We start from the raw sequence: 24,790 nt of genomic DNA on the forward strand, positions 1-24,790 counted from the left end.
TCAAATTAATATTTAATCACTCATTATAAGCAAGATAGAAGGATAAGATAAAGAATGCTTTCAGCACAAAATCAGATATGCTATCTTTGACCGGTGATTACAGAAAAAATAATTTTAGGAATTGACCCGGGAACCACAGTGATGGGTTTCGGACTGATTTCAGTAAAAAAAGGCGTGATGGAAATGGTATCCATTCATGAACTGTTGCTGAAAAAATACCCTAACCACGAAACGAAACTGAAATATATTTTTGATAAAACCCTGGCCCTTATCGATGAATTCCATCCGGATGAAGTAGCACTGGAAGCTCCGTTCTTCGGAAAGAATGTCCAGAGTATGCTGAAACTTGGCCGTGCCCAGGGAGTCGCTATGGCCGCAAGTTTATACCGAAACATCCCGATTACGGAATATTCCCCAAAAAAAATCAAAATGGCTATTACGGGTAATGGAAATGCCAGCAAGGAACAGGTGGCAGGCATGCTTCAGAATCTTCTGAAGCTAAAAGAATTCCCAACCAAATACCTGGATGCCTCTGACGGACTGGCCGTAGCCGTGTGCCATCATTTTAACTCCGGAACCATTGCAGATACGAAATCCTATACAGGATGGGAAAGTTTCTTAAAACAGAATCCGGACCGCCTTAAATAGCCGTCCGGATTCAGGATTTATTTTTCCTTACCTTTATACTCCTCCGGACTGACCGTAAAATCAGTTAGAGGCTTGCCGTTTTTATCGTAGTAAGAGTATTTGAAGGTTACCCCATAGTCTTTCAGGTCCTGCATATCGGCAGAAGTTTTCAAGCTGTTCAAAGCACTGGTTTTAGCTTCCTGCTTGAAATCCCCGATCTCCTCAGGCGTTACCTGTTCTTTGGTATCTTCGGTAAGCGTGTAATTGTATTTCAGTGTCTTACTTCCCGTCGTAACACTGTCGAAACGGATTCCGTCACTCAGCACCTGGGGTGTAAGCTTATTCATATTGGCCGCCGCTTCTTTCAGTTCATCATCAATGGCTTTTTCCTTAGTACAAGAGGTTAAGGCCAACACCAGGCAGGCTGCCGAAACCCGGATTAAATTTTTCATACGCTGATTTTTGTGGATTGATGATTAAAGATAAGAAAAATTTTACGGATGGAAATGGAGCAGAAGTATAACAATTAGCCAGTATGCTTCCTGTCTAATTTTACAATCAAAATTAATATTGAAATAATGCCAGCATATATAATAGGAGGACTAGGGATATACATTTCAGGATTCTTTAAAGCCATAGAACCTGTACAGTAAAAAGTACCCACAACTAAGAATACAGAAATAAAAGCCAATATTACTTTATTTCTTGTCCACAATTTAATGAGTAAACCTAAAATCAACATTGCCGGGATTGAATATACTAAACCCATGCAAGTGATAAAAAGGACAGCCTGCCAAAATTCTTCTTTAAATAAAATTGTCCCATTATTTACAATACCATTGATACCATAATCATTGACCATAAGAAAAAGAAATGCTGATATGCTATTTGTGAGAATCCATATTTTCAATAAGAAAAAAAAGATGGCATTACCTGAAATAAGATTTAATTTTAGATTTTTATCTATTGCTTCTGACAGGAGAATATAATATGCTAAAATAAATCAAATCTATAATATCCGGACTGTAAGACCGTTATTTATTAATTAAGGAATAAAATATTCTATTTCTTCAGCATAAGCATAGTCACCAAAATCCTGATTCTCTTTAGATGAGATTTCTCCTTTGAATCTTAAAAGCTTGATGACTTTATCTTTTGTTTTTAAATAAACAACAGCATGCTGTTTATCATTTTCCAACTCGATAATGAAATTACTATAGGCAAGTTTCTCATTCGCCTGATAAGTTTCATCAAATAATCTTTTTAATGTTTTAGGCATTACTATGTTGGTATCATAATATTTACCTGATAACCTGTCTTGCCATGATACTGATATATGCACAGGAATTTTTCCTATAAAACCTCCATTAACATCATTAATGTCATCTGATAAATTTTCCGAATAAAACGAGGTATAACCATCCATCTGAAGAAACAACATTGCTTCTATCAAGCTTAGCATCTTTATTTTTTGATACAAATTTCATATCATAATAATATTCTCTTTCATTATTTGCCCAAGCCTCGGATGGTATTCCGTGATGTTGCCAGTATGTATAATATTTACCCCAATTCTTAAAGTTTTTTAACTTATATTGAGTATTAGCAGTACTATCATATTGCCTTTTTAATTGTGCTTTTAAAAGTTCTACTTTGTTGAAATCCCCATTTACTTCTAACCAAATTCTTATCCAGCCTTTAGGCGCCATTCCTACAATTAACTGAAAATTAGAGTTATCTAATTTTTCCGTATTATCTACTTTGTGTTTAATGTGAGAGCGCTCATTAAAAAGAGAAAAAATTTTCTCTTTAGGTAATTGCAGTACACCTTCGTAAATAAAATTATTTTCTCCGCTAGAATAATGTATATATACATTTTCAGGTAATACTTTATATTTATCTCCTGTTATAAAATTTCCTGCAGTATCTCCCCAACCAGGATCTATTCCTGTTAGCACACTTGCCATCGCGCCTCCTGGATTAAACTTTACAAGTATATTGCTCGCAGGATAAAATTTTGGAGCAGAAATTCCTGCAGACCAATTGTAATGGTCTGCAGGAATTTCTTTTTTAGTCTCTTTACTACAACTCACAATCAGAAAGACACTAATGAGAGTTAATTTTATCCTGTTTAGATAATTTAGGTGTATAGAATAAACGTTTGTAAGGTTGTATTGCACGTTCATTTTCATTTTCATTGAATTGAGGTTCATTAGCATACAGCATTCCGATATGATCAAGCCCATCATAGATTGTACTGCTTAAATATTTATCCAGTTGATCTTTTGCTAATCTTCCCATATAACTTGCTGATAAATGTACAAATTTCGATACTATAGCCTTTAATTCCTTCAATCATCAAAATATTGTCTTTACCGAGCATATTTATCAGTTATAAGATTTGGGTAAACTTGTTTTTATACTTTGATGCCTCTTTTGAAAAAACCGCAACTGGGAAAGTTGCGGTTTAAAATCTATTATTTATTTGGAGAAGGCGGCGGAGTATACACTTTTCCCTTACAGTTTTCATCCGGTAAAATGTCTTTTTTAAACATTTTCAAAATCAGATTTTCTTTTTCCATCGACCAATCTATATAATTCCATTCATCAGTAGAGAAATTATATCTATTCAAACCATTATCCGGAAACGCCATATATTTTTCAAATTTTCCATTCTTCTGAAATAAGAAAATTATTTTAGGATATTCAAACTGAATACAGTCACAACCAATATCTTCATTAAAGCTAGTTACTGCTCCAAAAGAATTCAAATAATAATGATTAAATAAAATATCAGAAAGTCTATCTCTTTCGGCTTTTGAAAGTAGCCGTTTTACATTGTGATATTTTTCATCTATGTAGTTTCTAGGTTCATTGACATTTTTTACATAAACAGGATTTACAGCATAAATTGAATCATACTTATTGAATGGATAAAGTTTCATCCTATCGCTAAATGGGATATTAAATATTCTTTTCAATTTTGGATTAACCCCAGCTCTAGGCAATGGAGGTGGATCATTTTGCTTTATCCAATTCTGTTCTGTTTGAAACTTATTACAATCTTTGATACAATAAGAACTTCTTAAATCCTGTAAAGTTTTCTCTTGTGAAAAATATGCATATGGAATGAGCAAAAGAATTAAAACTATATTTTTCATGATGTACTTCTCATAAATATATAACTTTTTAAAAAATGAGCTTTTAATTTCAATTCATTTATTATTTAATTATTTCTCCATCTTCATAAATAACAGTTTGGCCATCTTCATTCCATATTCCATCTTTTTCATGATTTTTATTAAAATTGCCATACCCGATACCATAATTTAATTTAGGTTTCACAGGAATTGCTTTAAAATAAAAAATCTCCTTGTTGTATTTAAATCGTTTTTGAATATATCTACCCACCGGCATATTGTTTTTATATCTGCAATAAAAGATTGTATCTTTTTCATCTATTATTATAAATGGGCCATTAAATCCCCCCCCTTTTTAATGTATACTCAACTCCTATATTTGGATACAAATATTTACCCATTTTTTTATCAATAATATTTTTCTTAATTTCCTTCTCGATTTTTAATGCTAAATTCCCTTATTTACTAATTAAGGAATAAAACATTCTATTTCTTCAGCATAAGCATAGTCGCCAAAATCCTGCTTATCTTTAGATGAGATTTTTCCTTTGAATCTTAAAAGCTTGATGACTTTATCTTTTGTTTGTAAATAAACAACAGCATGCTGTTTATCATTTTCCAACTCGATAATGAAATTACTATAGGCAAGTTTGTCATTCGCCTGATAAGTTTTATCAAATAATCTTTTTAATGTTTTAGGCATTACTATGTTAATATCATAATATGTTCCAGTGGATTTATCCTGCCATGAAACTGATAAATGTACCGGAATCTTACCTTTGGAACCATTATTACTAACGTCATTAATATCTTCTGATAGTTTTTCGGTGTAAAATGAAGAATACCACCCATCTGCTGAAACAACGTAACTCCTGTCTAATTTTGCATCCTTATTTTGTGTCACAAATTTTATATCATAATAATATTCCTTTTCATTATTAGCCCAAGCTTCATAGGGAATACCATGATGTTGCCAGTAGGTATAATATTTACCCCAATTTTCAACATTTTTAGTTTTATACTGTTCATCGGCCATATTATCATACTGTCCTTTTAATTTTGCTTTTCCCACTTCAATCTGTTTATCAACTGTAGTAAACCATATTCTTACCCATCCTCCCGGAGCCATCCCAACCACTAAGTGAGCAAAATTGACATCATTGATCTTATATTTTCTGAACAAATCGAGAATTTCTTTTTGCGGAAGATTTACTTTACCTTCATAAGTATAGTTCTCTGCAGCACTGCTATAATGTATAAAAACATCTTTTGGGATTTCTTTATATTTATCTCCTGAAACTACACCCCCATATTCATTTCCCCAGCCACTATCAAAATTAGTAATGCTCCCCTGCCCAGCATTACCAAAATTTACTTTTACATCTCCTATAAGGTAAAATCTGGGAGCCGAGATACCCGGCTCCCATTAATATTTTGTTTTCTGACATGAAGATAATACACTAAGGATGAGTATCAAATACAGCCAATTTAGGGCTATACGATTGCCTTTCATAAGGTGGATCCTTAAATTCTTTTTCATCTTTAAAGTGAGGTACGTTTGCATAGGCGAAATTATAATCCTATAAAAATTCTAACACTAGCATAAATAATAGGAGGACTGGGGATATACATTTCAGGATTCTTTAAAGCCATAGAACCTGTACAGTAAAAAGTACCTGCAACTAAGAATACAGAAATAAAAGCCAATATCACTTTATTCCTTGTCCACAATTTAATGAGTAAACCTAAAATCAACATTGCCGGGATTGAATATACTAAACCCATGCAAGTGATAAAAAGGACAGCCTGCCAAAATTCTTCTTTAAATAAAATTGTCCCATTATTTACAATACCATTGATACCATAATCATTGACCATAAGAAAAAGAAATGCTGATATGCTATTTGTGAGAATCCATATTTTCAATAAGAAAAAAAAGATGGCATTACCTGAAATAAGATTTAATTTTAAATTTTTATCCATTGCTTCTGACAGGAGAATATAATATGCTAAAATAAATCAAATCTATAATATCCGGACTGTAAGACCGTTATTTATTAATTAAGGAATAAAATATTCTATTTCTTCAGCATAAGCATAGTCACCAAAATCCTGATTCTCTTTAGATGAGATTTCTCCTTTGAATCTTAAAAGCTTGATGATTTTATCTTTTGTCTTTAAATAAACAACAACATGCTGTTTATCATTTTCCAACTCGATAATGAAATTACTATACGCTAGTTTCTCATTCGCCTGATAAGTCTCATCAAATAATCTTTTTAATGTTTTAGGCATTACTATATTAGTATCATAATATGTTCCAGTGGATTTATCCTGCCATGAAACCGATAAATGTACCGGAATTTTACCTTTGGAGCCATTATTACTAACATCATTAATATCTTCTGATAGTTTTTCGGTGTAAAATGAAGAATACCACCCATCTGCTGAAACAACGTAACTCCTGTCTAATTTTGCATTTTTATTTTGTGTCACAAATTTTATATCATAATAATATTCCTTTTCGTTGTTAGCCCATGCTTCATAAGGAATACCATGATGTTGCCAGTAGGTATAATAACTTCCCCATGTTTCAAAATCTTTTGTTTTTAATCCAAGTCCAACTTTATCATTTTTGTATCCTTTTAACTGGGCTTTTGCTACTTCAATCTGTTTACCAATTGTCTTAAACCAAACCCGTATCCAACCTCCTGGTGCCATACCCACAACCAAATGAGCGAAATTATCATCATTAATATTATATTTTCTAAACAAGTCTAGTATTTTCTTTTGATCAAGAAAAACCTTTCCTTTAAAATCTTTTGAATCAACGACACTATAATAATCTATGTATACATCTTTTGGAATTTCTTTGCATTTACTTCCTGAAACTACACCTCCATATTCTTTACCCCAGCCACTATCAAATGCGATATTACTACCATTTCCAGCATTACCAAAACTTATTTTTCCTCCAATAGGATAATACTTGGGAGCCGAAATACCAGGCTCCCATTGATATTTTGTTTTCTGACATGAAGACATTAATACGCTAAGGACGAGTATCAAAGACAGCCAATTTAGGACTATACGATTGCCTTTCATAAGGTTGATCTTTAAATTCATTTTTATCTTTAAATGTCTGCTTTTAACTGTTCAGAGGAAATAATAATAAATATATTGATATCTTCTATCATGATTATATGTTCATTTTTAAAAATGATAGATACATGAATGAAGAAAATACATGAGCCTGCGTCAATGATCGGCAGGCTCTAGATCTTATTTCTTCATCTAAAGATGTACTCCGCTTCCTTATCAAGAAATTTAAAATAAGTTAAAACAAAAAGAAGGATCAAATTTAAAGTAATTTCCTCCTTCAAAAAATAAAATTGATATAAGTTAATATAAAATACATTAATAATTTATTCTTGCACAATTCAATTTATTCCAGTTCGATTGATTTAATTTATAAACACATGTTTCTAAATTATATTTTGAAGAACTCTTTAGTATTGAATAATTACTGAAAAAAACTGGTATGGAAAGACTAAGGGACGAAAATACTTTATTTCGATCAAAATTTTTCAAAAATTTATAATATTCTTTTTTCTTCTTGGTATCACTAATATTTTTACCATCATAAAAGATAATAAAATGACTAGCTCCTACACTATTTATGATTTCTCTTTTCTTACCCTCCTCTAATGTATTGGAAATAAAAACAATACATTCTAATGGAATATTCTTCTCAGATACAATAGGCTTTCCATTTTCGCATATTATTGCCTTTTTTAATGATAATTTTTCCCAGTTAAAAAAGGATGTTGATTGTTGATTAAACATTTTTCTGTATACTCCTATTTCTCCTTTTGAAAGTATGCTTTCCCAGCCTTCATCCAGATCGTCAACTGATAGTGATTTTGGTTTTTTTTCTAAAAAATAATAATCATCTCCATAAAAATTATTTATGAAATTTTCAATCTTATTCTTATCTTGGGAGAAACTTAAAATTGGTATAATATATAATAATAATGTAAAATATTTCATGATTTTTTAAGCAAAAAAACTAAATTATAATTTAGCAAACAAATTTTCACAATCATTTTTCAATTCTTTTACGTTAAGTGAACCTACTAAATCATCATACCTTTTGTTTGCATTTGAAATTCTTGTTCCATAATAAGCTTTCATAGCATCCCATTGTTTTCTTATAAAAACATATGGTTTTGGAATGAAGACTTTTGTATCTTCGATAATTGAAGTATAGTAATCCATTACATTTTCAAGCGTAATGCCTTCATTTTGAATTTTTGCATTATTATTACCTTCAAATATATGATTAACGCCTAAACCATGGGCTAACTCATGAGCATAAGTACTATATGAATCCACACCATAAATAAGGCTGAATTTAGAAACCAGTATTTTTAATCTGTGACTATTTATCAGATTAGCTTCAAAAGCTTCGGTCCATCTCCAACTTCCGTTATTGTCCTGGTAAATTTTAAAAGTAATATCCTCTAATAGATAAAATGGTATATACGTTTCAAAATAAATTCTTTTTAATTCAACAATTAAATCGTCCTTCGTAAAATTGTTACCCAGTTTACTTTTAAATTTATCATATATAGTAACTACATCATTAGAATTTTTTAATTTATTTTCTATTTCTATCTGGTGAAGTTTTTTTATTTGATTATCAAGTTTTGCCTCCGAATTATCATCTTTGGTAGCCCATATTTTATCTCTTTTAAAAACTGTAGCTAAGTCTCCTTTATTTTTTAAATCAACCTCTTCAATAAAATTAGATAAGTTAAACTTCACTTCTTGCTGATTAGTGGTAGTATTGAGTTCTGTATATATTTCCTCCATCTTTAAAACTTCCACATTTGTATTAGGAATTGAGACGCTAACACTACTCTGTCCCATTGTTTTATTATTTAAAAAATTAGATAAAGCATTTATATCAAAAGTATGATTTTCGGGATATTTTTGGGTACCATTTGAAAAAATCTTAACTTTTATAAATTTAAGCGGAACAGTTATTTTTTGGTTAGGAGAAAAATTACATTGTCCCACTAAAATTTCTTTTCCTTCAGTATCTGTATAATAACATATCAATCCAATATGATCATCATATTCTTTCATTGCCTTAATAGTAATCTCTCCATTAAATATTTCATTATTTGACAAGACAATATCTTTTCCCATTATAATTTTCAGATTTTCTTCTGTATAATCTTCAAATTTTAATGAACTATTCCTAACAGGCAGTTTTTGCTCATTTAGTCGAACGAATTTAAAAGTTATTTTATCTATTGTATAGCTGTCTCTCAATCTTTCAAGAAAACCTTTAATTTGTAATTTAACTTCTTTATCTTTTAAAATACAAGCTGATGAAATATAATAATTTTCATCTCCTACGTCTTTCATTTTAAACTCATTCCTATCTAAGAATTTTGTTTTAATTTTTGTTTTAATTTCGCTATTAATAAAATACGATTCTTTAATTTCTCTTGCAGGATACATTTTAGGAACATATGTGTCAAAACCAAAACTTCCGTCATACTGCTCATCATACTTTATTTTTTTATTTTCTATTTTAGGAAGATCACCAGTTGACTGGTTTCTAGATCTAAAAAACAAAACAAATATATTTGGATATGTATTTACTGTTTTCCTTGTCCCATACACATCAATATCCGAAACTCCAATATCTGCAAGATTTCTTATTCCTATATTTCCTGTTTTCATATTTGTAAATTGTAATTAATGATTAAAAAGAAAGTGGTAGCTAAGCCACCACTTTCGAAAACCTACATATTAAATAGGTTTTATAATGGTGCTTGGTAATGTCGTAGCGGCAGTACTATGCGACAACTGCGCACTCTTATCCAAAGTGAAACTTGTTTCGAATTCCAGTTCTTTTGGATTCTCACAGTTCTTCGGATCGTCTTCAGGGAAGATCGGAAGCGGTTGCTTCACCGGTAATCCTGTAGAAGATTCCTGAAGGATGGTCAATGTAGTCGGCATTCTGGTGATCCAGTATTTACCCTGAGGTTCTCCGGTAGGTTTTCTCATCTCGTCCACGATACTCATGTACATCGGGTCTCCGATCACCGGAACTTCTCCTCCGTTCCAGATCAGTCCGGTTTCCATGAACAACTGTACAGCAGCTTCAAAACCTGGCTTCACGGTTACGATAATCCTGGCCATACCTGCCTGCAAGAAACTTCTGAACAATGGGTCCATACTTTCCGTCAGGTAGAATTCCTGCCAGCTCTTACGGTTGGCCCAGTAGTAAGGATAGAACGTATAGTCCATGATCTCCCATTCAAAAGCCTGTTCCATGAATTTCGCCAGTGCCGTATATTTGTCCAGCTCTTCACCCAGGTACACCTGGAAATTGTCCATTCTGGTCGTATCGGCTGTTGCATTAGTGGTTTCCCTGCCTAATGTGTTTGAATCCAGGTAATTTTGTAACAGGTACGCAATACAGTTATGCTTCAGCGTATCGTGTTCCATGTAGCGGTAGAAATTCCCCTGTCTTTCCTTTGCTGCTGCTTCTTTTTCTTTTTGTTCAGCATCCAGCTTTGCCTGCTCTTCCTGGAATTTAGCATAAGCATCTTCGTAGGCTTTGATAATGGCATTAAAGCTCTCTGTCTTCCATTTATTGATGTAGTCTTCACTCAGCTCACAGTTAACCGTTGCTTTTACATTATAATGCCTTACGTTGTGCCCTTTAACCTGGAAAGAAACTGTTCCTGTAATATTCAGTCCGGATGAATACCTGTCAAAAATAACATCTCCACGGGTATTATCCCCAACAAAACCTCCTTTCAGATCAGAACAGGTTACTTCGGAATACCGTGATCCTGATAGTCCTCCACCTCTGTTTCGGCTTGAATCACAACGGAAGCTCGCATTTTTTGCGGCATAATTATCCGGGATCACGAAACTTGTATAATCTACTCCGAAATCATCATTGGTTTGAGGAACGCTCGCCGCATTATGAATGATTTGTTTGGTTGCAGGTAAGAATGCTTCCAGTTGTACTCCATAGATGCCCGCCCAGTGCTGGATTTGCGGGACTGTAGCAGATTTAGGGTCAGCCATTGTCCAAGGTTCCGGTGCCCTCCGCGGATCTACCGGTGCCGTAAGCACCTGGGCTTTCGCTACGGTAAGTGCCAGACGGTGTAATCTGGAAGGTTCAGGAACCATAAATTCAAACATGGTCCGCATACCGTAATTATAGATCTGGTTTTTATACTTAATGTCGATCCATCGGTACACTCCGGTAATGTGTTTTGGGGCTGCATTTAAAGAATCCGTAGTAGCAGTTATCTTCCCTCTGTTATCATATTCATGTACATTGGTCTCGGTGTATTCTTTGATGATTTTCTGCACTCTTTCCTCTGAAATTTTAGTCAGGACCCTTTCCATAGCCCTTTCCGTAATTTCCTGAGATTTCATCATCGCCTGTCTGGTACTGTCATGCTGTGCGGTATTATTGGCATAATCAGCTCCAATCTCAAACTTTACGGCCTTATCATTACCATAGCTGAATCTTGTATATGCTGTAATACTTTGCTGTTTATCAATTTCTTTGGCAACTTCCGTCTGCATGTCCGTTCTGGAAGTTTTGGTGGTATCGGAAACTTTCTCGGTTTCCTGAGATTTCGATGTAGTATCCGTAATTTCGGAGTACTCTCTTGATACGGAAGATTTATGCCTCAATTCGCTGGCCATAACGTTTTCCACATTGGAAACTTCCCCGGGAACATACGCATGGACACTCTGCACCACTTTGAGGTAATCTGCCACTCCAAGTCTCTTGATCCCGAAGTTTTTACGCTTTTGAATGGTAACCGGTTCAGCATTCGCCGCAGGTTTTAATGTCAGCATTCCGGTACGCAGGATATCTTCTTTAGGATACATCTGGCCAAGATCTGCATACGCTTCTCTTCCGTTTTCAAAGATAATTTCTATCCTGAAAGCCAGGCTGCTCCTGAATTTGTTGATTACGCTTGCGGGTATGGTAATCTTGTTATCAACGACCGGGATATCATTATAATATTCGACAAATGATCCCGCCGTATCCGTCGTAGCGATAATTTTAACGCTGGTCACATTCCATGAAACATCTTCCACTTCAAAAGAGAAATCCACAAATCCTCTGCTTCCGAAAAGACTGGCATTGTTATGTGCCCAAAAACTGTAGGCCATCGGTGTTCTTGCTCTTGCATTATTGACAGGGACAGAAGCGCCACCTACGTTAACATACTGCTGCTCCGGTAAGACAGAGTTATCCAGTGCTGTTTGTATTGAATCGGAAATATGTGTATTCACCGCATTCATGGCATCTGCGTAGGTCGCTACATCACTATCCAGGACCAGGCTTTGGGCGCCGATTCTCATTGTATCGTCAGAAACGATCTGGGCTTTTGATATTTCTGCCGATTCAAAAACCAATTCCCCGTCAGATTCGGCGAAAAGTTCCAGGAAAAGGTCATATGATTCCGGTGTAAGCTGCCTTTGTAAATCCGACAGATTAATTTCTTTCTTATCAGTAAATTGAAACGGCTCTACGACATACCTTAAAAGGCCTTCATACAACTTATCTTTTTCTTCTTCAGTCATTTCAGGCCTGATCTGATCTTCTACTTCCTGCAGCCTCCTTTTGTATTCTTCCAAACGGCCTCCGTTTTCTGCCATATAAGCGGCATATGCCTCCTGATAAGCCTGATGGCTGGATTTATAATATTTCTTCTGAGCTTTTCCGAGTTCTGAATTCAGTTTTTCCAAGGCAGCTTTTCTCTGAACAGCCTTGCTAACCACTCCGTTGGCTCTGGCTTCCGATTCAAGTCTCTGAACTGTTCTGGCGGATAAGCCCGATAATAATTCCGGAACCAGGATTTCAGTGCCTACTGAGCCTCTGGAGGCAACACTGGTAGCTGCTACTCCATCTTCTTCTACAAAAAGCGATTGAGGAAGGACAATCTTAGCTTCTTTCGCTTTTTCCATTGGCTTTTCACCATTGATTTTAATCATTTCATCAGAAGAAATATCAAGAGTATTGGCAAAGGCAAGATGAAGCGCCATTAAAATATGACTGATGGCTTCTTTTACATAGAAATCACGCTGGGTAACAATCTGGAAAATATAATTGTCCCAAAGTGTTTTGAAAATTTTAATTCCGTCAGCAGTGAGCTCCTTATTGGAATCGATGAGATTTGCGTAATAATTCTTGATATACATCCAATCATTGTCGCTCAAAGCTTCCTGTTTCGATATTTTGCGTCCCGCAATGAGAAGCTGCCCGAAAACCCCTTCTTCAATCGCTTTTTCCGTTTCGAATCCAGCTGTGCTGAAGCTGGCGGCAGTCCGCTGCATGGCACTTAGTTTTAAGGTCCTGGCACCTCTGGCACTTACAGCCGTATCGAAATCACCTGTTGCTCCCTTGGGCCTGTGAATAAATCCAAGGTTTCTTTTTTTTGTCTCGGTCAGCTGTGGATTTCTTAAACTGACAAATCTGAAAAGCGTCTGCGACGCGTTGTTTACTGGTTCCATACTATTGTTTGATGTGTTGATAATGCCTTTCCCAATAACAGACTCCCCTACAGTAAATGCTGTATATGTTGTATTATTTGCTGACATTGTGTAAATTTGTTTTGATAATTTTGAGGTTAAGATTTGAAAGGCTTTTTCAGCAAGCCCATTCAGGTTTTAGCCTTATTTTTTTAGGTGGTTTCCGGCGAAGATATCCACCTTATATTTTGATGTCGAGCTTCATTGTCTGTATTTTTCTGAAGCAAATATCAGGGCGCACAACGACAAAACTTGACGTATAAAAATAAATCTTAAAAAAATTCACCCTCTTTAGAATTCCGGGGTTTTTAATGCTGTCATCAGCCTGTTTCTGCTATGATTGATGAGAGCTATCCCATACTTGGTAAAACATAATACTATCTTTTGCATTGGTATTATTTTTTGTATTACCTTTGCTGTAAATTTCAGTTATGAAAAACAGCCAACAAACTATAAATCAACCCAGTCATTCTATTAACTGGTTTCAGAAGTTCCTGATGATCTGCTCAGGAGGAAACATCCATATCCTGCGGAAAACCCCCAGTGAATGGAATAAATTTGCCGGTATCGGCGGCATTGTCCTGTTTACCGCAGTATTCGCAACCCTCTCTGCAGGCTATGCCATGTATACTGTCTTCGACCATATCTGGGCGGCTATTGGGTTCGGTATCTTATGGGGACTGATGATCTTTAACCTGGACCGCTATATCGTTTCTTCCATCAAAAAAACAGGAACCTGGTGGAACCAGATCCTCATGGCTATACCGAGGTTAATACTGGCTACTTTTTTAGGAATTATCATTTCCAAACCTTTGGAGCTTAAAATTTTTGAAAAAGAGGTTAATAAACAATTAAATACCATTATTCAGAGAAACAAGAAACAGCTTCAGGGAGAAATGAACGGAAGGATCCTTCAGCAGAGCGGACCTTTCGAGACCGAGAAAAAGCAGATTTCGGATAAGATTGCCCAATACCAGAAATCATACGATTCTGCTTCTGTGGAACTTGAAAAGGAAATTTTAGGAAAGCAGTCCGGATTGACCAGCGGTAAAGAAGGTTTCGGACCCAATGCCAAAAGGAAACAGGAGCTGAAAGAACAGCGACGTCAGGACCTTGAAAATTACCAGAAACAGGCAGCCCCCCGAATGGCCTACCTGGATAAGGAAATCTCAAAAGTGTATACTAACCTGGAAACAGAAAGAAAATCTACAGAAACTTTTGAAGATAAGTTCAACGGATTTGCCGCAAGGCTGCAGGCTTTGGATGAACTGGGAAAGAACTCTGCCATCATAGGACTCGCCGCCACTTTTATTATGGGGCTTTTCATCTGCCTGGAAATATCTCCCGTTCTGGTTAAGCTGATTTCCCATATAGGACCCTATGATTACCTGCTGGAAAAAACCGAGAACGATTTCCGCCTCTACGCTAAGGAGAAAATTGAAAAAGGCAATGCGCTTACGGATTACCGGATTGATGATTTTAAGGATCAACTGAGTAAATGATCTTTCTTTAACCGGAAGATCAATTTAAAAAAGTTTACAAACAGCAAAAGCCTCCCTTTCAGGAGGCCTTTGTTATATAATTAAGCGTGCTTAATTTATTTAATGATCAGTTTGGAACTCTTGCTTTCTTTGCCGTCTGAAATCTGAAGCATATATACTCCTTTTTCAAGATGGTGGTTAATTCTCAGCGTTCCGGTTCCTTCTTTAGACAAAGATGGTTTTTCAATTAACCTTCCTGACATATCAGATACGGTAACCATAAGATTTTTAGCATTTTTAGTCTTAATGTACAGTTTCTCTCCGGCTGTGCTTGGATTAGGATAGATCACCCAATTGTCTGTATCTGCTTTCACATCGTTAGTTGCAAGGTTAGAGACTAAGGTTACTGAATAATCTTCTATTTGTCCGGATCCCAGTTGCCCACAAGGAGAATAGGAATTTGGGTTATTCATATCAGCCAAAACCCTCATACGGAGAGGAGTATTCATTACAGCCGTTGAGGGGGGAGTAAAGTTCGCAGTGAAGGTTCCAAAACCTCCTGCGCCTGCTGCCACATTATTTCCAGATGCAACTAATTCTGAAGTTTCAAATGTTCCATTGTTATTGTAGTCGATCCATACTCTGATAGACTGATTTGCAGAGGTTACCTTTAAAAACTCCACAGTAATGGTCTGTTGTTGATTTACCGTTAAAGAAGTATGCGCATTAGCTAAGCATCCATTTAAAGTATAATCCACATAATACTTTGGATGAATCTGCGAATATCCCTGTGATTCATTATTGATCTGTCCTAACTTAACCAAAGTGGGGCCAGCAAGGAAATTTCCAGCCGCAGACATTCCTGTAGGATTACAGGTTGATGCAACAGGCAGAATTGAAGGGGCTGCTGTACTTGGTAAAGCAGTTGCTCCCTTTGAAGTTGTTAAGCTTCCTCTGAAGATCATAAAATAGTTATCTATACTTTCTCCTTGTCCTGCTGTAAATTTTTGTGCAACAGAATTAGAATAATTCATCATATTGTACTGTACTCCTTGATAATTAAGCCAACTACAAGGATTAATTTCAGAATTTGTAGGTACCGGCCAAAGCGTATACCCACTGCCCGAGTATTCTGTGTCGCAGATACCATCATCATCATCCTCACAAACTCCGGTCGTTGGCGGACAATAATCCAAATCACCAGGAACGGCCGCATAATTACCTCCATCAAAAGTATGGTATAATCCCATCGCATGACCGAATTCATGGGCAAAAGTGGTATCATGAGCATTAGTTACTACCCCGGATTTCATAAATGACTCATAATTTGCATCTAAATTATTGGGGAAAGCAGCAAATCCCATCAGTCCAGAGTTTGGAGAAGGACTTCCATCAAAAGTACTAATTACATATATATTGAAATATGATGCTTCGGGCCAGTGTGGAGCCAATCCTTTAATAGCAGTCCTACTTGCCCCGTTGTTTGTCTGGTATGCCATTCCATAAGTATTATAACCACTTAATGAATTACCATTATATCTTATAATTCCTGTTGTAGCATTACAATTTGGATCCCTTTTAGCAAGGACAAGTTTTATAGGGAAGACTGCAGAAGTTCCAAAATCTGCTGGTACACCGTTAGCTGGCCATGCATAAGTTCCAGCATACATTTGATTAGCACGGTCAAGCCAGGCTTGAATCTGGGCATCAGACTTATTATATGTACTTCCAATAGCAGCACCATTTGGATAGACTACGTGAACAACAACAGGAATTTCATATACTCCATTAACGAGTTTGGCAGAAGCTGCAGAAGGATTGCTGGCCTTTTCTGCTTTAATATTTTTAACAATTTTCTCAAATGCTTCTCTCATTCCAGGATTTTGCCTGTCCTGTTCCTCAATAGTCTGGTCAAAACCACATATCTTATGCTGCTGAGCCGTTAATGACAGAGAGAATAAAAGTGCTCCATAAATAATTGTTCTTTTCATTAATCAAAATTTTAAAGTTCCCAAATTTACATATTTATTATAAAAAACAGTAATTTTTATGTTTTTATTATATTATAGCAATAATGCACTCTATTTTAATAGCTATTATCAACAAGATCTTTCATTTAAAATGAATAAAAACACTTCAACATATAATTTAAAGCGGAGATGCATAAACTGTTTCAAGATACATAATTACTTAACGATAAACCGCCTCTTGGAATGAGGCGGTTTTAAATAAATATCAAATTTTATTTAATAATCAATCTGGAACTCTTGCTTTCTTTACCGTCTGAAACCTGAAGCATATATACTCCTTTCTCAAGATGGTGGTTAATTCTCAGTGTTCCGGTTCCTTCTTCAGACAACGATGGCTTTTCGATCAACCTTCCTGACATATCTGATACGGTAACCATAAGATTTTTAGCATTTTTGGTCTTAAGGTACAGTTTCTCACCGGCTGTGCTTGGATTAGGATAGACCACCCAATTGTCTGTATCTGCTTTTACTTCGTTAGTTGCAAGATTAGAAACTAAGGTTACCGAATAATCTTCTATCTGACCATACCCCAACTGCCCGCATGCAGCAAAAGAACTCGGGCTCAGAATATCAGATAACACACGCATTCTAAGCGGGGTATTCATAACTGCAGTGGCAGGCGGGGTAAATGTAGCTGTAAAATTACCGTAACCACTGGCTGATGCAGCTACATCAGTACCGGATGCTACCAGTTCAGATGATTCAAAACTGCCATTATTGTTATAATCAATCCAGACTCTAATGGAGGGATCTACATCTATTGCATTGATAAATCCTACTTCAACTGTTTGTGGCTGGTTTACAGTTAATGTAGTATGGGAGTTTGTAAGACAAGCTTTTGTGGTATAATCTATATAATACTCAGGTGCACCGGCCCATGAGGCGGCTGATTCATTATTGATCTGGCCCAATTTTACAGAAGTGGGACCTACCAGGAAGGCTCCGGCAGCACTTGAATTGGCAATACCTGTAGGAATACATGCAGCAACAGGTAATGTATTAATTGACGTTGCAGGAAGAGCCGTAGCTCCTTTAGATGTCGTAAGGCTGCTTCTGATCAGCATGAAAAAATCTTTAATCCTTTGTCCCTGCCCTTGTGTAAATTTCTGAGCAACAGAATTAGTATAGTTCATCGTATTGTATTGTACTCCCTGATAGTTTGTACCGGTACAAGTATTAATCTGGGAGTTGGTAGGAACCGGCCAAAGCGTATAGCCGCTTCCCGCTCTTTCCGTATCGCATATCCCGTCATCATCGTCTTCACATGTTCCGGTAGTTGGCGGGCAATAATCAGGATCTCCGGGCTGTGCCTCATAATTCCCTCCCTGAAAAGTATGGTACAACCCCATTGCATGTCCGAATTCGTGTGCAAAAGTAGTATCATGGTCGTTGGTAACAACGCCTGATTTCATAAATGATTCATAATAAGGATCTGCAGTATTCGGAAATGCCGCAAAACCCATCAAACCTGAGTTTGGGCTTGCAAACCCATCAAACATACTGATGACATAAATATTGAAGTAAGATGTTTCAGGCCAGTGAGGAGCAAGACTTTTGATCGCATTCATAGAAGCCCCATTAGCCGTCTGGTAAGCCATTCCGGAACCATCATATCCTGTTAGAGAACCTCCGTTATACCTTACAATACCTGTAGTCGCATTACAGTTCGGATCTCTCTTGGCCAACACCAGCTTCACAGGAAGAACCGCGGAGGTCCCAAAATCTGCCGGCACAGCATTAGCAGGCCATGCATAAGTTCCGGCATACATCTGATTGGTACGATCAAGCCATGCCTGGATCTGCGCATCTGACTTGTTATATGTACTCCCAATTGCTGCTCCGTTAGGATGAATTACATGGACAACCACAGGAATTTCATATACGCCATTGACTGATTTGCCGAAAGCCGGAGCAGTACCTGTCTTCTGATGACTCTGAATATTCCGGATAATCTTATCAAAGGCTTGTCTTAATCCTGGATTATTCCTGTCCTGTTCTTTAATCGTCTGATCGAAACCACACAGTCTTTGCTGCTGCTGAGCCGTTAATGTCAAGGAGAATAAAAATGCTCCATAAATAATTGTTCTTTTCATTATTAGATATTATTATAAAATTGATGTATTCAGCTTATCATTCTTGAAATACTGATTAGGTCTGCATTTTTAACCGGCAGATCTTAAAAAATAATTCAGATGTTAAAACTTTATATCTATTTCTATAACTAAAGACAGCAAAAGTTCAATAATGGTTACAAAAAAATATTTTTTTTGAAAAACAATACAAATATTGACCGTGATAAAATCAATTGAAAAAACAACTTAATATGTATAACTTCTTAAATCCAGAAGTGAAAAATTTAAAGCATCAAATATTTTGGCAATAGTCAGAAAGTAAAAAAGCTGTATGGTTGTACCATACAGCTTGATATATTATTTGCTTTACATATTACAAGGAATAATTCGGGGCTTCCTGAGTAATGATTACATCATGCGGATGCGACTCTTTCAGTCCGCTTCCTGTAATCATCACCATTTTGGTATCTTTCTGCAATGCTTCAACATCTTTGGCTCCGCAATACCCCATTCCGGCTCTGAGTCCGCCTGTCAGCTGGAAAATAACGTCTTCCAGTTTTCCTTTGCTCGGTACACGACCTTCAATGCCTTCCGGAACGAATTTCTTGGCTTCACTCTGGAAATACCTTTCTTTTCCGCCTCTTTTCATGGCTGAAAGGCTTCCCATACCCTGGTAGGTTTTGAATTTCCTGCCCTGGAAAATGATTTCTTCACCCGGTGCTTCATCTGTACCGGCTAAAAGAGAGCCCAGCATTACTGCTCCTGCACCGCTTGCAATTGCTTTTACGATATCTCCTGAAAGTTTGATTCCACCATCGGCAATTACCGTTACATTTTTAGACCGTGCGTATTCGTATACATTATAAATGGCAGACAGCTGAGGCACACCAACTCCGGCGACCACCCTTGTCGTACAGATAGATCCAGGTCCAACCCCTACTTTAAGGACATTGGCTCCGGCCTTAATCAGGTCTTCAGCAGCTTCAGCCGTCACAATATTTCCTCCTACGATATCCAGGTCAGGATATGCTTTCCTGATTTCAGAAATTTTATCCAGTACACCTTTTGAATGCCCGTGTGCAGAATCAATCCCGATGATGTCCACTCCGGCTTTCACCAAAGCTTCGATTCTTTCAAGGGTATCTTCACCTACTCCAACACCGGCTCCTACAATAAGGCGTCCGTTCTGGTCTTTATTGGCATTCGGGTATTCAAGCTGATTGTCGATATCTTTAATGGTAATCAATCCCACTAATTTATTGGAAGCATCCACAATCGGAAGTTTTTCCACTCTGTTCTTAAGAAGGATTTCCTTTGCTTTCTCCAGGTTGGTATTTTTATCGGAAGTGATCAGGTTATCCTTAGTCATGATGTCTTCTACCTTCATGTCAAGGTTTTCCTGGTATTTTACATCCCTGTTGGTAATAATACCGATCAGGATATTGTCTGGATCCACTACCGGTAATCCGGAAATTTTATATTTTGCCATCAGTTCTCTGGCTTCTCCCAGAGTATGATCTTTGGAAAGCGTAACAGGATCTGAGATCATTCCGTTTTCGGAACGCTTTACCCGGTTTACCTGTGCTGCCTGTTCAGCGATGGTCATATTTTTATGGATGAAACCCAATCCTCCCACTCTTGCCAGAGCAATGGCCAGCTCAGCTTCCGTTACGGTGTCCATGGCAGCGGAAACAATCGGAACATTGAGGGTGATTTTGTCGGTAAGTCTTGATTTTAATGAAACCTGATTAGGTAAAACTTCTGAATAAGCAGGGACTAGAAGAACGTCATCGAAAGTGATGGCTGTCTCTACAATTTTGTTATGAATAGACATCTTTACTTTCTTGCAAAATTAAGGTATTTTGCCGACATACGAAAATGCAATTTGATAGTTTAAATAAAACTTAATAATCAATCATTTAAATCAAAAAACCATCCGTAAAGAATGGTTTCAACAAAATAATTATATGCTTAAAATAGGGCTTACGAGTTACAAATCGCTTTTTACAATGTTTCCTTTCGCGTCCAGTGACTCTATATGGGTAGCATTATTTTTATCAACATAAATCCTGAGACGTACTTTTCCATTACTGTCCCGGAGAAAAAGTCCCACTTCCCCATCAGAGGTTTTACCGGCAAAAAAACGCTCACGCCCCAATTTTCCGTCTTCATTCAATTGAGCAAACGCCTTTTTATACAGTACCGGATCATTAAGCTTCTTTAATGAGTCATCAACTTTTATAAGCCTTTCCAAAGTGAAATCATCCGGCCGGTCCCAGAGTTTCAGTCCGTAAACCCTTCCCTTTTCCTTCCCTGCCGCTTCGGAATACTGCAGTTGCATGATCTGATCCGTATTCCTCTGGTCTACAGAATACACCATTCCGGATCCTTTTGCATCACCATCATACACCAGTCCGCCGCATTCGTCCCCTTTGGAATTGAAGAAAATCATTCCTGCTTCTCTTTCCCTCGGCTTCATCATCTTATGGTTAACCATTCCGGGATGCTGTCTTTCCTTATTGCTGATGACCATTTTCAGCGTTCCGTCCTTTTCCACAATATTGATTCTTTCAACATTAATTTCTTTAAAATGCTGTCCGGATTTATCCCTGAAAGCCAGAAAAATGAATATGGTGCACAATATCGTAAGTACCGCAGAGTATATTTTCAGCATGCGTACTTCTGTAAGTAATCTTTCCATAACCCATGTAATTTTGGTTAAATGTAAGATTATTTGTCAGAAGCCGAATTGATCATTCTTGAAATATCATTGGCTGTAAAATTCCCTCTAACATCAACAAATACAAGATCTTTATCTGAATTGACGGTAATCAGCATATTCTTTATAGCATCGCCTTTCTGCTTTACCCTGATGTTGACATTATCGCCGTCATGTTTGATCGTTGCCCAATCTTCATAATGATTGTTGTTCAGGTAACCTGCGAAATCCTTCAGCATTCTCCGGTCTCCGTTTTCCACAGTCATTACTCTTATTTTTGATATTTTCTTCACCATCCGCCACAGCTCTTCGTCATCACCGTCTTCCTTCAATGCTTTTTTAATGTAGGGCTTGGCCAGGAACATCGGAACATTGATGCTAACAAACTTAGCTTCTTTGAAATCGTAACCGGAATCATTAAAGAATGCCATATTGGGTTTTTCCGAAATCATGCAGGACTGGAGCATCCAGAGAGCAAGTATGGCAAGAACTGTATTTTTAAAAATATTCATAAGCTGGGTATTAGTCGATTGATTTTAAACTTCCGCCGGACATTTTGCTGATATCAGACCTGATCTCAGGATTTCCTTTATATCGTATTGACCCTCCCGAAGATGCTTTTACCTTAAGGCTACGGGTGGCAAAGACACCGAGGCTGGCTCCCGAGGTAGATTCCGCTTCCACATCTTCTATTCTGAGCCCTTCAGCTTTACATACTGCACCGCTGCTGATATCAAGGCTTCCTGAACGCGCCTCTCCACTTAAAGAAGTACTGGAGCCACTGGAACCTTTTACCGTGATGGTTCCTGCTTTAATGTCAGCCTTTATATCTGAACCGGAAGACGTTTCCACCCGGGCTGTACCTGAAATATTGAAGTTTCCTTTGATCAGAGATCCTGAAGAGCTGTCAAGAGAAAGAGTATTTTCTTCAATCGTATTCAGAGTGGCAAAGCTGGCTCCTGAGGAGGCTTTAATGTCATTCAGCCTTGGAGAGGATACATTAACGCTGATATTCTTAAACTTCAGGTTCTTCACGCCTTTATTATCGATATAAACTTTAAGGATACTGCCCTCAACCTTCGTAATGATATACTGAAGCTTATCTGCATCTGCGATTACCTTTACGCTGGTCTGTTCGTCCTGCTTAAACACTACATTCACTCCCGTGCTCACCTGAATCCCGCTGAACTGCTGTACATTCCTGACCTCACCATTAAGGTAAGAAGTTGTATCACCGGAAGAAGAGCTGGTTTTTGTACTGGTTTTCGTACCGGTATTGGTTTCACTGGAATTGATGATCTTATTGATATCATCCATAGATAGTTTTCCATCCAGCTTGATCAGGATGTTTTCTCCTCCTCCGCTGTCAATGCTTAAAAGAAGATCATCCATAATACCATTTTTAGCTTCTGAAGAAAGGAATTTAATTTTGCTTCCGGAACTTTTCACCGCCATGATTTCATCATACTTCAGGTTAGTCAGGTATGAAGCTATATCCTTGTTCAGTTGAGATAAATTTGCCAGGTTATTTTTCCCTTTTCCGTCTCCGGCACCTTCCGTGATCAGGATTTTCAGTCCGTTGATTTTGGAGAGCAGCGGTTTAATCTGGTCCAGCTGTGAATCATCAATATTGAGGCTGCTCAGCATGCCAAACATAGGTTTCGCGATTTTAATCGTGGTTACCCCTTCCACTTCCTGATATTTATCAAAAAGTTTGTCAAATTTATCTTCCTGCCCATACACGTTGAAAAAGTGTGAAAAGGCTAATGCGAATATTATCAGTAATTTTTTCATGAGTCAATTTTATTTATGAGTAAGTATGCCCTGATCAGGTTGCATCATCTTAATTTATTTAAGTTTAGTAATTATCATCCACGACCTTCGGCTGCACCAGTTTTTCACTGACGTGGTTAGCAAATACCTGGAATGAATATTTGGTTACGTTAATGGCTTCTTCCACATTTTCAATGCGCTTGCCGTTAACAATGACGTAATTGTCTTTATAGCCTGTAGAATCTTTTGCCGGAGTATAAGTGGCATTATGTACAAATTTCGGCTTCTTTTCTTTTTTAAGCCTGCCCCTTTTGGAAAGGATCTCATCCATTACATCATTCTCCGCAATAGTGTTTTCCTGAAATACAGAATCTTTTTTAGATCCTGAAACGGAATCGCTGACAGCATTTACCGCTACCTGTTCCTGATGTTCATTGTTTTCTTCGATGAATGCATTTTTCTGCTGTCTGATCTGGTGTTCCACCAGTTTTGCCCGGTCCTCAATATCCGCCTGCTGAAGATAGTTAATCACAAACCCGGTTCCCGCCAGCAAAACTACTGCCGCTGCCATCCAGAACCATTTCGGAAACGAAGGTTTCATTTTGGTCCCGATTGGAATTATCGGAGTAGCTTTCTTGTCATCCTTAGGCATTCCTTCCGCTTTTTCCAGGAAATCATTGAAATCCCAGTCCATTTTTTCTTCCCTGATACTTTGGAAGATTTCATTGTATTTATCTTGAAATTGGTCTTTGCTCATAGCTCATCAGTTGTGAGATTTGTTCTTTTACTTTTTGTCTTGCCCGCATGAGATTTACTCTTACGGCATTTTCTTCCATATCGAGGATTTCAGAAATCTCAGAAACCTCGTATTCCTCTACATCCTTCAGGTGGATCACCATTTTCTGCTTTTCCGGAAGCTGGTTGATATACCCTATGATCTGTTCCTTCAGGTTATTCACATCCATACTGTACAGTTCTGACCGGTGCAGTTGGAGGTCTGCAAAGCCCTGCCTTACTTCATGGTGTTTCAGCCGGTTCAGGCATTCGTTGCGGACAGCTTTAAGAGCGTAGGATTTCAGGTTCCCGAACTGTCCCAGCTCATCCTTTTTCTGCCAGAATTTAATCATGAGGTCCTGTACCACATCTTCTGCCTCATCGCTGCTCATGACGAATCTTTTCGCAAAACGATACATGTCGTTTTTGAGAATAAATACCGTAGTCTTGAAAATTTCCTGGGTCATGAGTTTTGCTTCTATAGGTAAGACAATTGGAATCCGTTATATATTACACCGAATGATCACTTTTTTTTAAAATCTCTCTCCGGCTCTGTGATGCCTTTGTTTTATGAGGATCATAG

At 37.1% G+C, this 24,790-nt stretch carries 23 protein-coding genes; 2 read left to right on the forward strand and 21 right to left on the reverse strand.

What is annotated here, in order from left to right; translation table 11 throughout:
* Positions 1–93 precede the first annotated feature (93 nt).
* Positions 94–648 carry a crossover junction endodeoxyribonuclease RuvC gene (ruvC, locus tag CGB83_RS10965; protein ID WP_100075805.1) on the forward strand — a complete coding sequence of 185 codons (555 nt, stop codon included), beginning with the start codon at positions 94–96 and terminating at the stop codon, positions 646–648.
* A gap of 17 nt (positions 649–665) precedes the next feature.
* Here the strand turns inward: ruvC and CGB83_RS10970 are convergent, their stop codons facing one another.
* The 13 genes from CGB83_RS10970 to CGB83_RS11025 all read right to left on the reverse strand — a co-directional run bounded on the left by CGB83_RS10970 (position 666) and on the right by CGB83_RS11025 (position 13,340).
* Entirely contained in the window at positions 666–1,079 is a 414-nt protein-coding gene (locus CGB83_RS10970; RefSeq protein WP_100075806.1) for a hypothetical protein, read from the reverse strand.
* Positions 1,080–1,153: 74 nt separating this feature from the next.
* Positions 1,154–1,489: a hypothetical protein gene (locus CGB83_RS10975; RefSeq protein WP_100075807.1), complete on the reverse strand. Its 336-nt coding sequence runs from the start codon at positions 1,487–1,489 to the stop codon at positions 1,154–1,156.
* A gap of 183 nt (positions 1,490–1,672) precedes the next feature.
* Complete coding sequence (locus CGB83_RS10980; RefSeq protein ID WP_100075808.1) at positions 1,673–2,053, reverse strand: hypothetical protein; 381 nt, start codon at positions 2,051–2,053, stop codon at positions 1,673–1,675.
* Positions 2,010–2,720: a DUF2931 family protein gene (locus CGB83_RS10985; protein ID WP_157761404.1), complete on the reverse strand. Its 711-nt coding sequence runs from the start codon at positions 2,718–2,720 to the stop codon at positions 2,010–2,012. Before CGB83_RS10985 ends, CGB83_RS10980 begins: the two co-directional genes overlap by 44 nt.
* Before the next feature lie 13 nt (positions 2,721–2,733).
* Complete coding sequence (locus CGB83_RS20170) at positions 2,734–2,982, reverse strand: hypothetical protein (RefSeq protein ID WP_157761405.1); 249 nt, start codon at positions 2,980–2,982, stop codon at positions 2,734–2,736.
* 122 nt (positions 2,983–3,104) lie between these two features.
* Positions 3,105–3,788, reverse strand: coding sequence for a hypothetical protein (locus CGB83_RS10990; RefSeq protein ID WP_100075810.1), 684 nt, complete (start codon positions 3,786–3,788; stop codon positions 3,105–3,107).
* A 61-nt stretch (positions 3,789–3,849) separates the two neighbouring features.
* The gene (locus CGB83_RS20315) at positions 3,850–4,044 is read right to left on the reverse strand and encodes a hypothetical protein (RefSeq protein WP_100075811.1); all 195 of its coding nucleotides are present in this window, start codon (positions 4,042–4,044) and stop codon (positions 3,850–3,852) included.
* A 192-nt stretch (positions 4,045–4,236) separates the two neighbouring features.
* Positions 4,237–5,181, reverse strand: coding sequence for a DUF2931 family protein (locus CGB83_RS11000; protein WP_100075812.1), 945 nt, complete (start codon positions 5,179–5,181; stop codon positions 4,237–4,239).
* Between the two features lie 158 nt (positions 5,182–5,339).
* Positions 5,340–5,750, reverse strand: a complete 411-nt coding sequence (locus CGB83_RS11005; RefSeq protein WP_100075813.1) for a hypothetical protein — start codon at positions 5,748–5,750, stop codon at positions 5,340–5,342.
* 78 nt (positions 5,751–5,828) lie between these two features.
* On the reverse strand, positions 5,829–6,893 hold the full coding sequence (locus tag CGB83_RS11010; RefSeq protein WP_100075814.1) for a DUF2931 family protein: 1,065 nt from the start codon (positions 6,891–6,893) through the stop codon (positions 5,829–5,831).
* 291 nt (positions 6,894–7,184) lie between these two features.
* Positions 7,185–7,817 (reverse strand): hypothetical protein, encoded by a 633-nt coding sequence (locus CGB83_RS11015; RefSeq protein ID WP_100075815.1) that lies wholly within the window; start codon positions 7,815–7,817, stop codon positions 7,185–7,187.
* A gap of 24 nt (positions 7,818–7,841) precedes the next feature.
* Positions 7,842–9,524 (reverse strand): hypothetical protein, encoded by a 1,683-nt coding sequence (locus CGB83_RS11020; RefSeq protein WP_100075816.1) that lies wholly within the window; start codon positions 9,522–9,524, stop codon positions 7,842–7,844.
* Positions 9,525–9,593: 69 nt separating this feature from the next.
* Positions 9,594–13,340 (reverse strand): hypothetical protein, encoded by a 3,747-nt coding sequence (locus CGB83_RS11025; protein WP_157761406.1) that lies wholly within the window; start codon positions 13,338–13,340, stop codon positions 9,594–9,596.
* A 449-nt stretch (positions 13,341–13,789) separates the two neighbouring features.
* Between CGB83_RS11025 and CGB83_RS11030 the strand changes: the two genes are divergently transcribed.
* A complete protein-coding gene (locus tag CGB83_RS11030; RefSeq protein ID WP_100075818.1) occupies positions 13,790–14,860 on the forward strand; it encodes a DUF4407 domain-containing protein in 1,071 nt (356 codons plus the stop codon).
* Positions 14,861–14,955: 95 nt separating this feature from the next.
* Here the strand turns inward: CGB83_RS11030 and CGB83_RS11035 are convergent, their stop codons facing one another.
* The 8 genes from CGB83_RS11035 to CGB83_RS11070 all read right to left on the reverse strand — a co-directional run bounded on the left by CGB83_RS11035 (position 14,956) and on the right by CGB83_RS11070 (position 24,674).
* Positions 14,956–16,830, reverse strand: a complete 1,875-nt coding sequence (locus CGB83_RS11035; RefSeq protein ID WP_100075819.1) for a zinc-dependent metalloprotease — start codon at positions 16,828–16,830, stop codon at positions 14,956–14,958.
* A gap of 251 nt (positions 16,831–17,081) precedes the next feature.
* On the reverse strand, positions 17,082–18,962 hold the full coding sequence (locus CGB83_RS11040) for a zinc-dependent metalloprotease (RefSeq protein ID WP_100075820.1): 1,881 nt from the start codon (positions 18,960–18,962) through the stop codon (positions 17,082–17,084).
* Between the two features lie 352 nt (positions 18,963–19,314).
* On the reverse strand, positions 19,315–20,775 hold the full coding sequence (guaB, locus tag CGB83_RS11045; protein ID WP_100075821.1) for an IMP dehydrogenase: 1,461 nt from the start codon (positions 20,773–20,775) through the stop codon (positions 19,315–19,317).
* Positions 20,776–20,931: 156 nt separating this feature from the next.
* Complete coding sequence (locus CGB83_RS11050; protein WP_100075822.1) at positions 20,932–21,642, reverse strand: hypothetical protein; 711 nt, start codon at positions 21,640–21,642, stop codon at positions 20,932–20,934.
* Between the two features lie 29 nt (positions 21,643–21,671).
* The gene (locus CGB83_RS11055; protein WP_100075823.1) at positions 21,672–22,172 is read right to left on the reverse strand and encodes a DUF4252 domain-containing protein; all 501 of its coding nucleotides are present in this window, start codon (positions 22,170–22,172) and stop codon (positions 21,672–21,674) included.
* Positions 22,173–22,182: 10 nt separating this feature from the next.
* Positions 22,183–23,454 (reverse strand): DUF4252 domain-containing protein, encoded by a 1,272-nt coding sequence (locus CGB83_RS11060; RefSeq protein ID WP_100075824.1) that lies wholly within the window; start codon positions 23,452–23,454, stop codon positions 22,183–22,185.
* Positions 23,455–23,518: 64 nt separating this feature from the next.
* Positions 23,519–24,190, reverse strand: a complete 672-nt coding sequence (locus CGB83_RS11065) for a hypothetical protein (RefSeq protein WP_100075825.1) — start codon at positions 24,188–24,190, stop codon at positions 23,519–23,521.
* Complete coding sequence (locus tag CGB83_RS11070) at positions 24,165–24,674, reverse strand: RNA polymerase sigma factor (protein ID WP_100075826.1); 510 nt, start codon at positions 24,672–24,674, stop codon at positions 24,165–24,167. The genes CGB83_RS11065 and CGB83_RS11070 overlap by 26 nt, the downstream gene beginning before the upstream one ends.
* Positions 24,675–24,790: the final 116 nt, after the last annotated feature.

The organism is Chryseobacterium camelliae (genome assembly GCF_002770595.1).
Lineage (GTDB): Bacteria > Bacteroidota > Bacteroidia > Flavobacteriales > Weeksellaceae > Chryseobacterium > Chryseobacterium camelliae.

Coding starts and splice junctions, on each gene's coding strand:
- CGB83_RS11070 (WP_100075826.1), bottom strand. CDS start 24,674: ATGACCCAGGAAATTTTCAAGACTACGGTATTTATTCTCAAAAACGAC.
- CGB83_RS11055 (WP_100075823.1), bottom strand. CDS start 22,172: ATGAATATTTTTAAAAATACAGTTCTTGCCATACTTGCTCTCTGGATG.
- CGB83_RS11010 (WP_100075814.1), bottom strand. CDS start 6,893: ATGAATTTAAAGATCAACCTTATGAAAGGCAATCGTATAGTCCTAAAT.
- CGB83_RS11040 (WP_100075820.1), bottom strand. CDS start 18,962: ATGAAAAGAACAATTATTTATGGAGCATTTTTATTCTCCTTGACATTA.
- guaB (WP_100075821.1), bottom strand. CDS start 20,775: ATGTCTATTCATAACAAAATTGTAGAGACAGCCATCACTTTCGATGAC.
- CGB83_RS10970 (WP_100075806.1), bottom strand. CDS start 1,079: ATGAAAAATTTAATCCGGGTTTCGGCAGCCTGCCTGGTGTTGGCCTTA.
- CGB83_RS10990 (WP_100075810.1), bottom strand. CDS start 3,788: ATGAAAAATATAGTTTTAATTCTTTTGCTCATTCCATATGCATATTTT.
- CGB83_RS10980 (WP_100075808.1), bottom strand. CDS start 2,053: ATGGATGGTTATACCTCGTTTTATTCGGAAAATTTATCAGATGACATT.
- CGB83_RS11015 (WP_100075815.1), bottom strand. CDS start 7,817: ATGAAATATTTTACATTATTATTATATATTATACCAATTTTAAGTTTC.
- CGB83_RS11050 (WP_100075822.1), bottom strand. CDS start 21,642: ATGGAAAGATTACTTACAGAAGTACGCATGCTGAAAATATACTCTGCG.
- CGB83_RS11060 (WP_100075824.1), bottom strand. CDS start 23,454: ATGAAAAAATTACTGATAATATTCGCATTAGCCTTTTCACACTTTTTC.
- CGB83_RS11065 (WP_100075825.1), bottom strand. CDS start 24,190: ATGAGCAAAGACCAATTTCAAGATAAATACAATGAAATCTTCCAAAGT.
- CGB83_RS11005 (WP_100075813.1), bottom strand. CDS start 5,750: ATGGATAAAAATTTAAAATTAAATCTTATTTCAGGTAATGCCATCTTT.
- CGB83_RS10975 (WP_100075807.1), bottom strand. CDS start 1,489: ATGGTCAATGATTATGGTATCAATGGTATTGTAAATAATGGGACAATT.
- CGB83_RS20315 (WP_100075811.1), bottom strand. CDS start 4,044: ATGCCGGTGGGTAGATATATTCAAAAACGATTTAAATACAACAAGGAG.
- CGB83_RS11035 (WP_100075819.1), bottom strand. CDS start 16,830: ATGAAAAGAACAATTATTTATGGAGCACTTTTATTCTCTCTGTCATTA.
- CGB83_RS11025 (WP_157761406.1), bottom strand. CDS start 13,340: ATGGAACCAGTAAACAACGCGTCGCAGACGCTTTTCAGATTTGTCAGT.
- CGB83_RS11030 (WP_100075818.1), top strand. CDS start 13,790: ATGAAAAACAGCCAACAAACTATAAATCAACCCAGTCATTCTATTAAC.
- CGB83_RS11020 (WP_100075816.1), bottom strand. CDS start 9,524: ATGAAAACAGGAAATATAGGAATAAGAAATCTTGCAGATATTGGAGTT.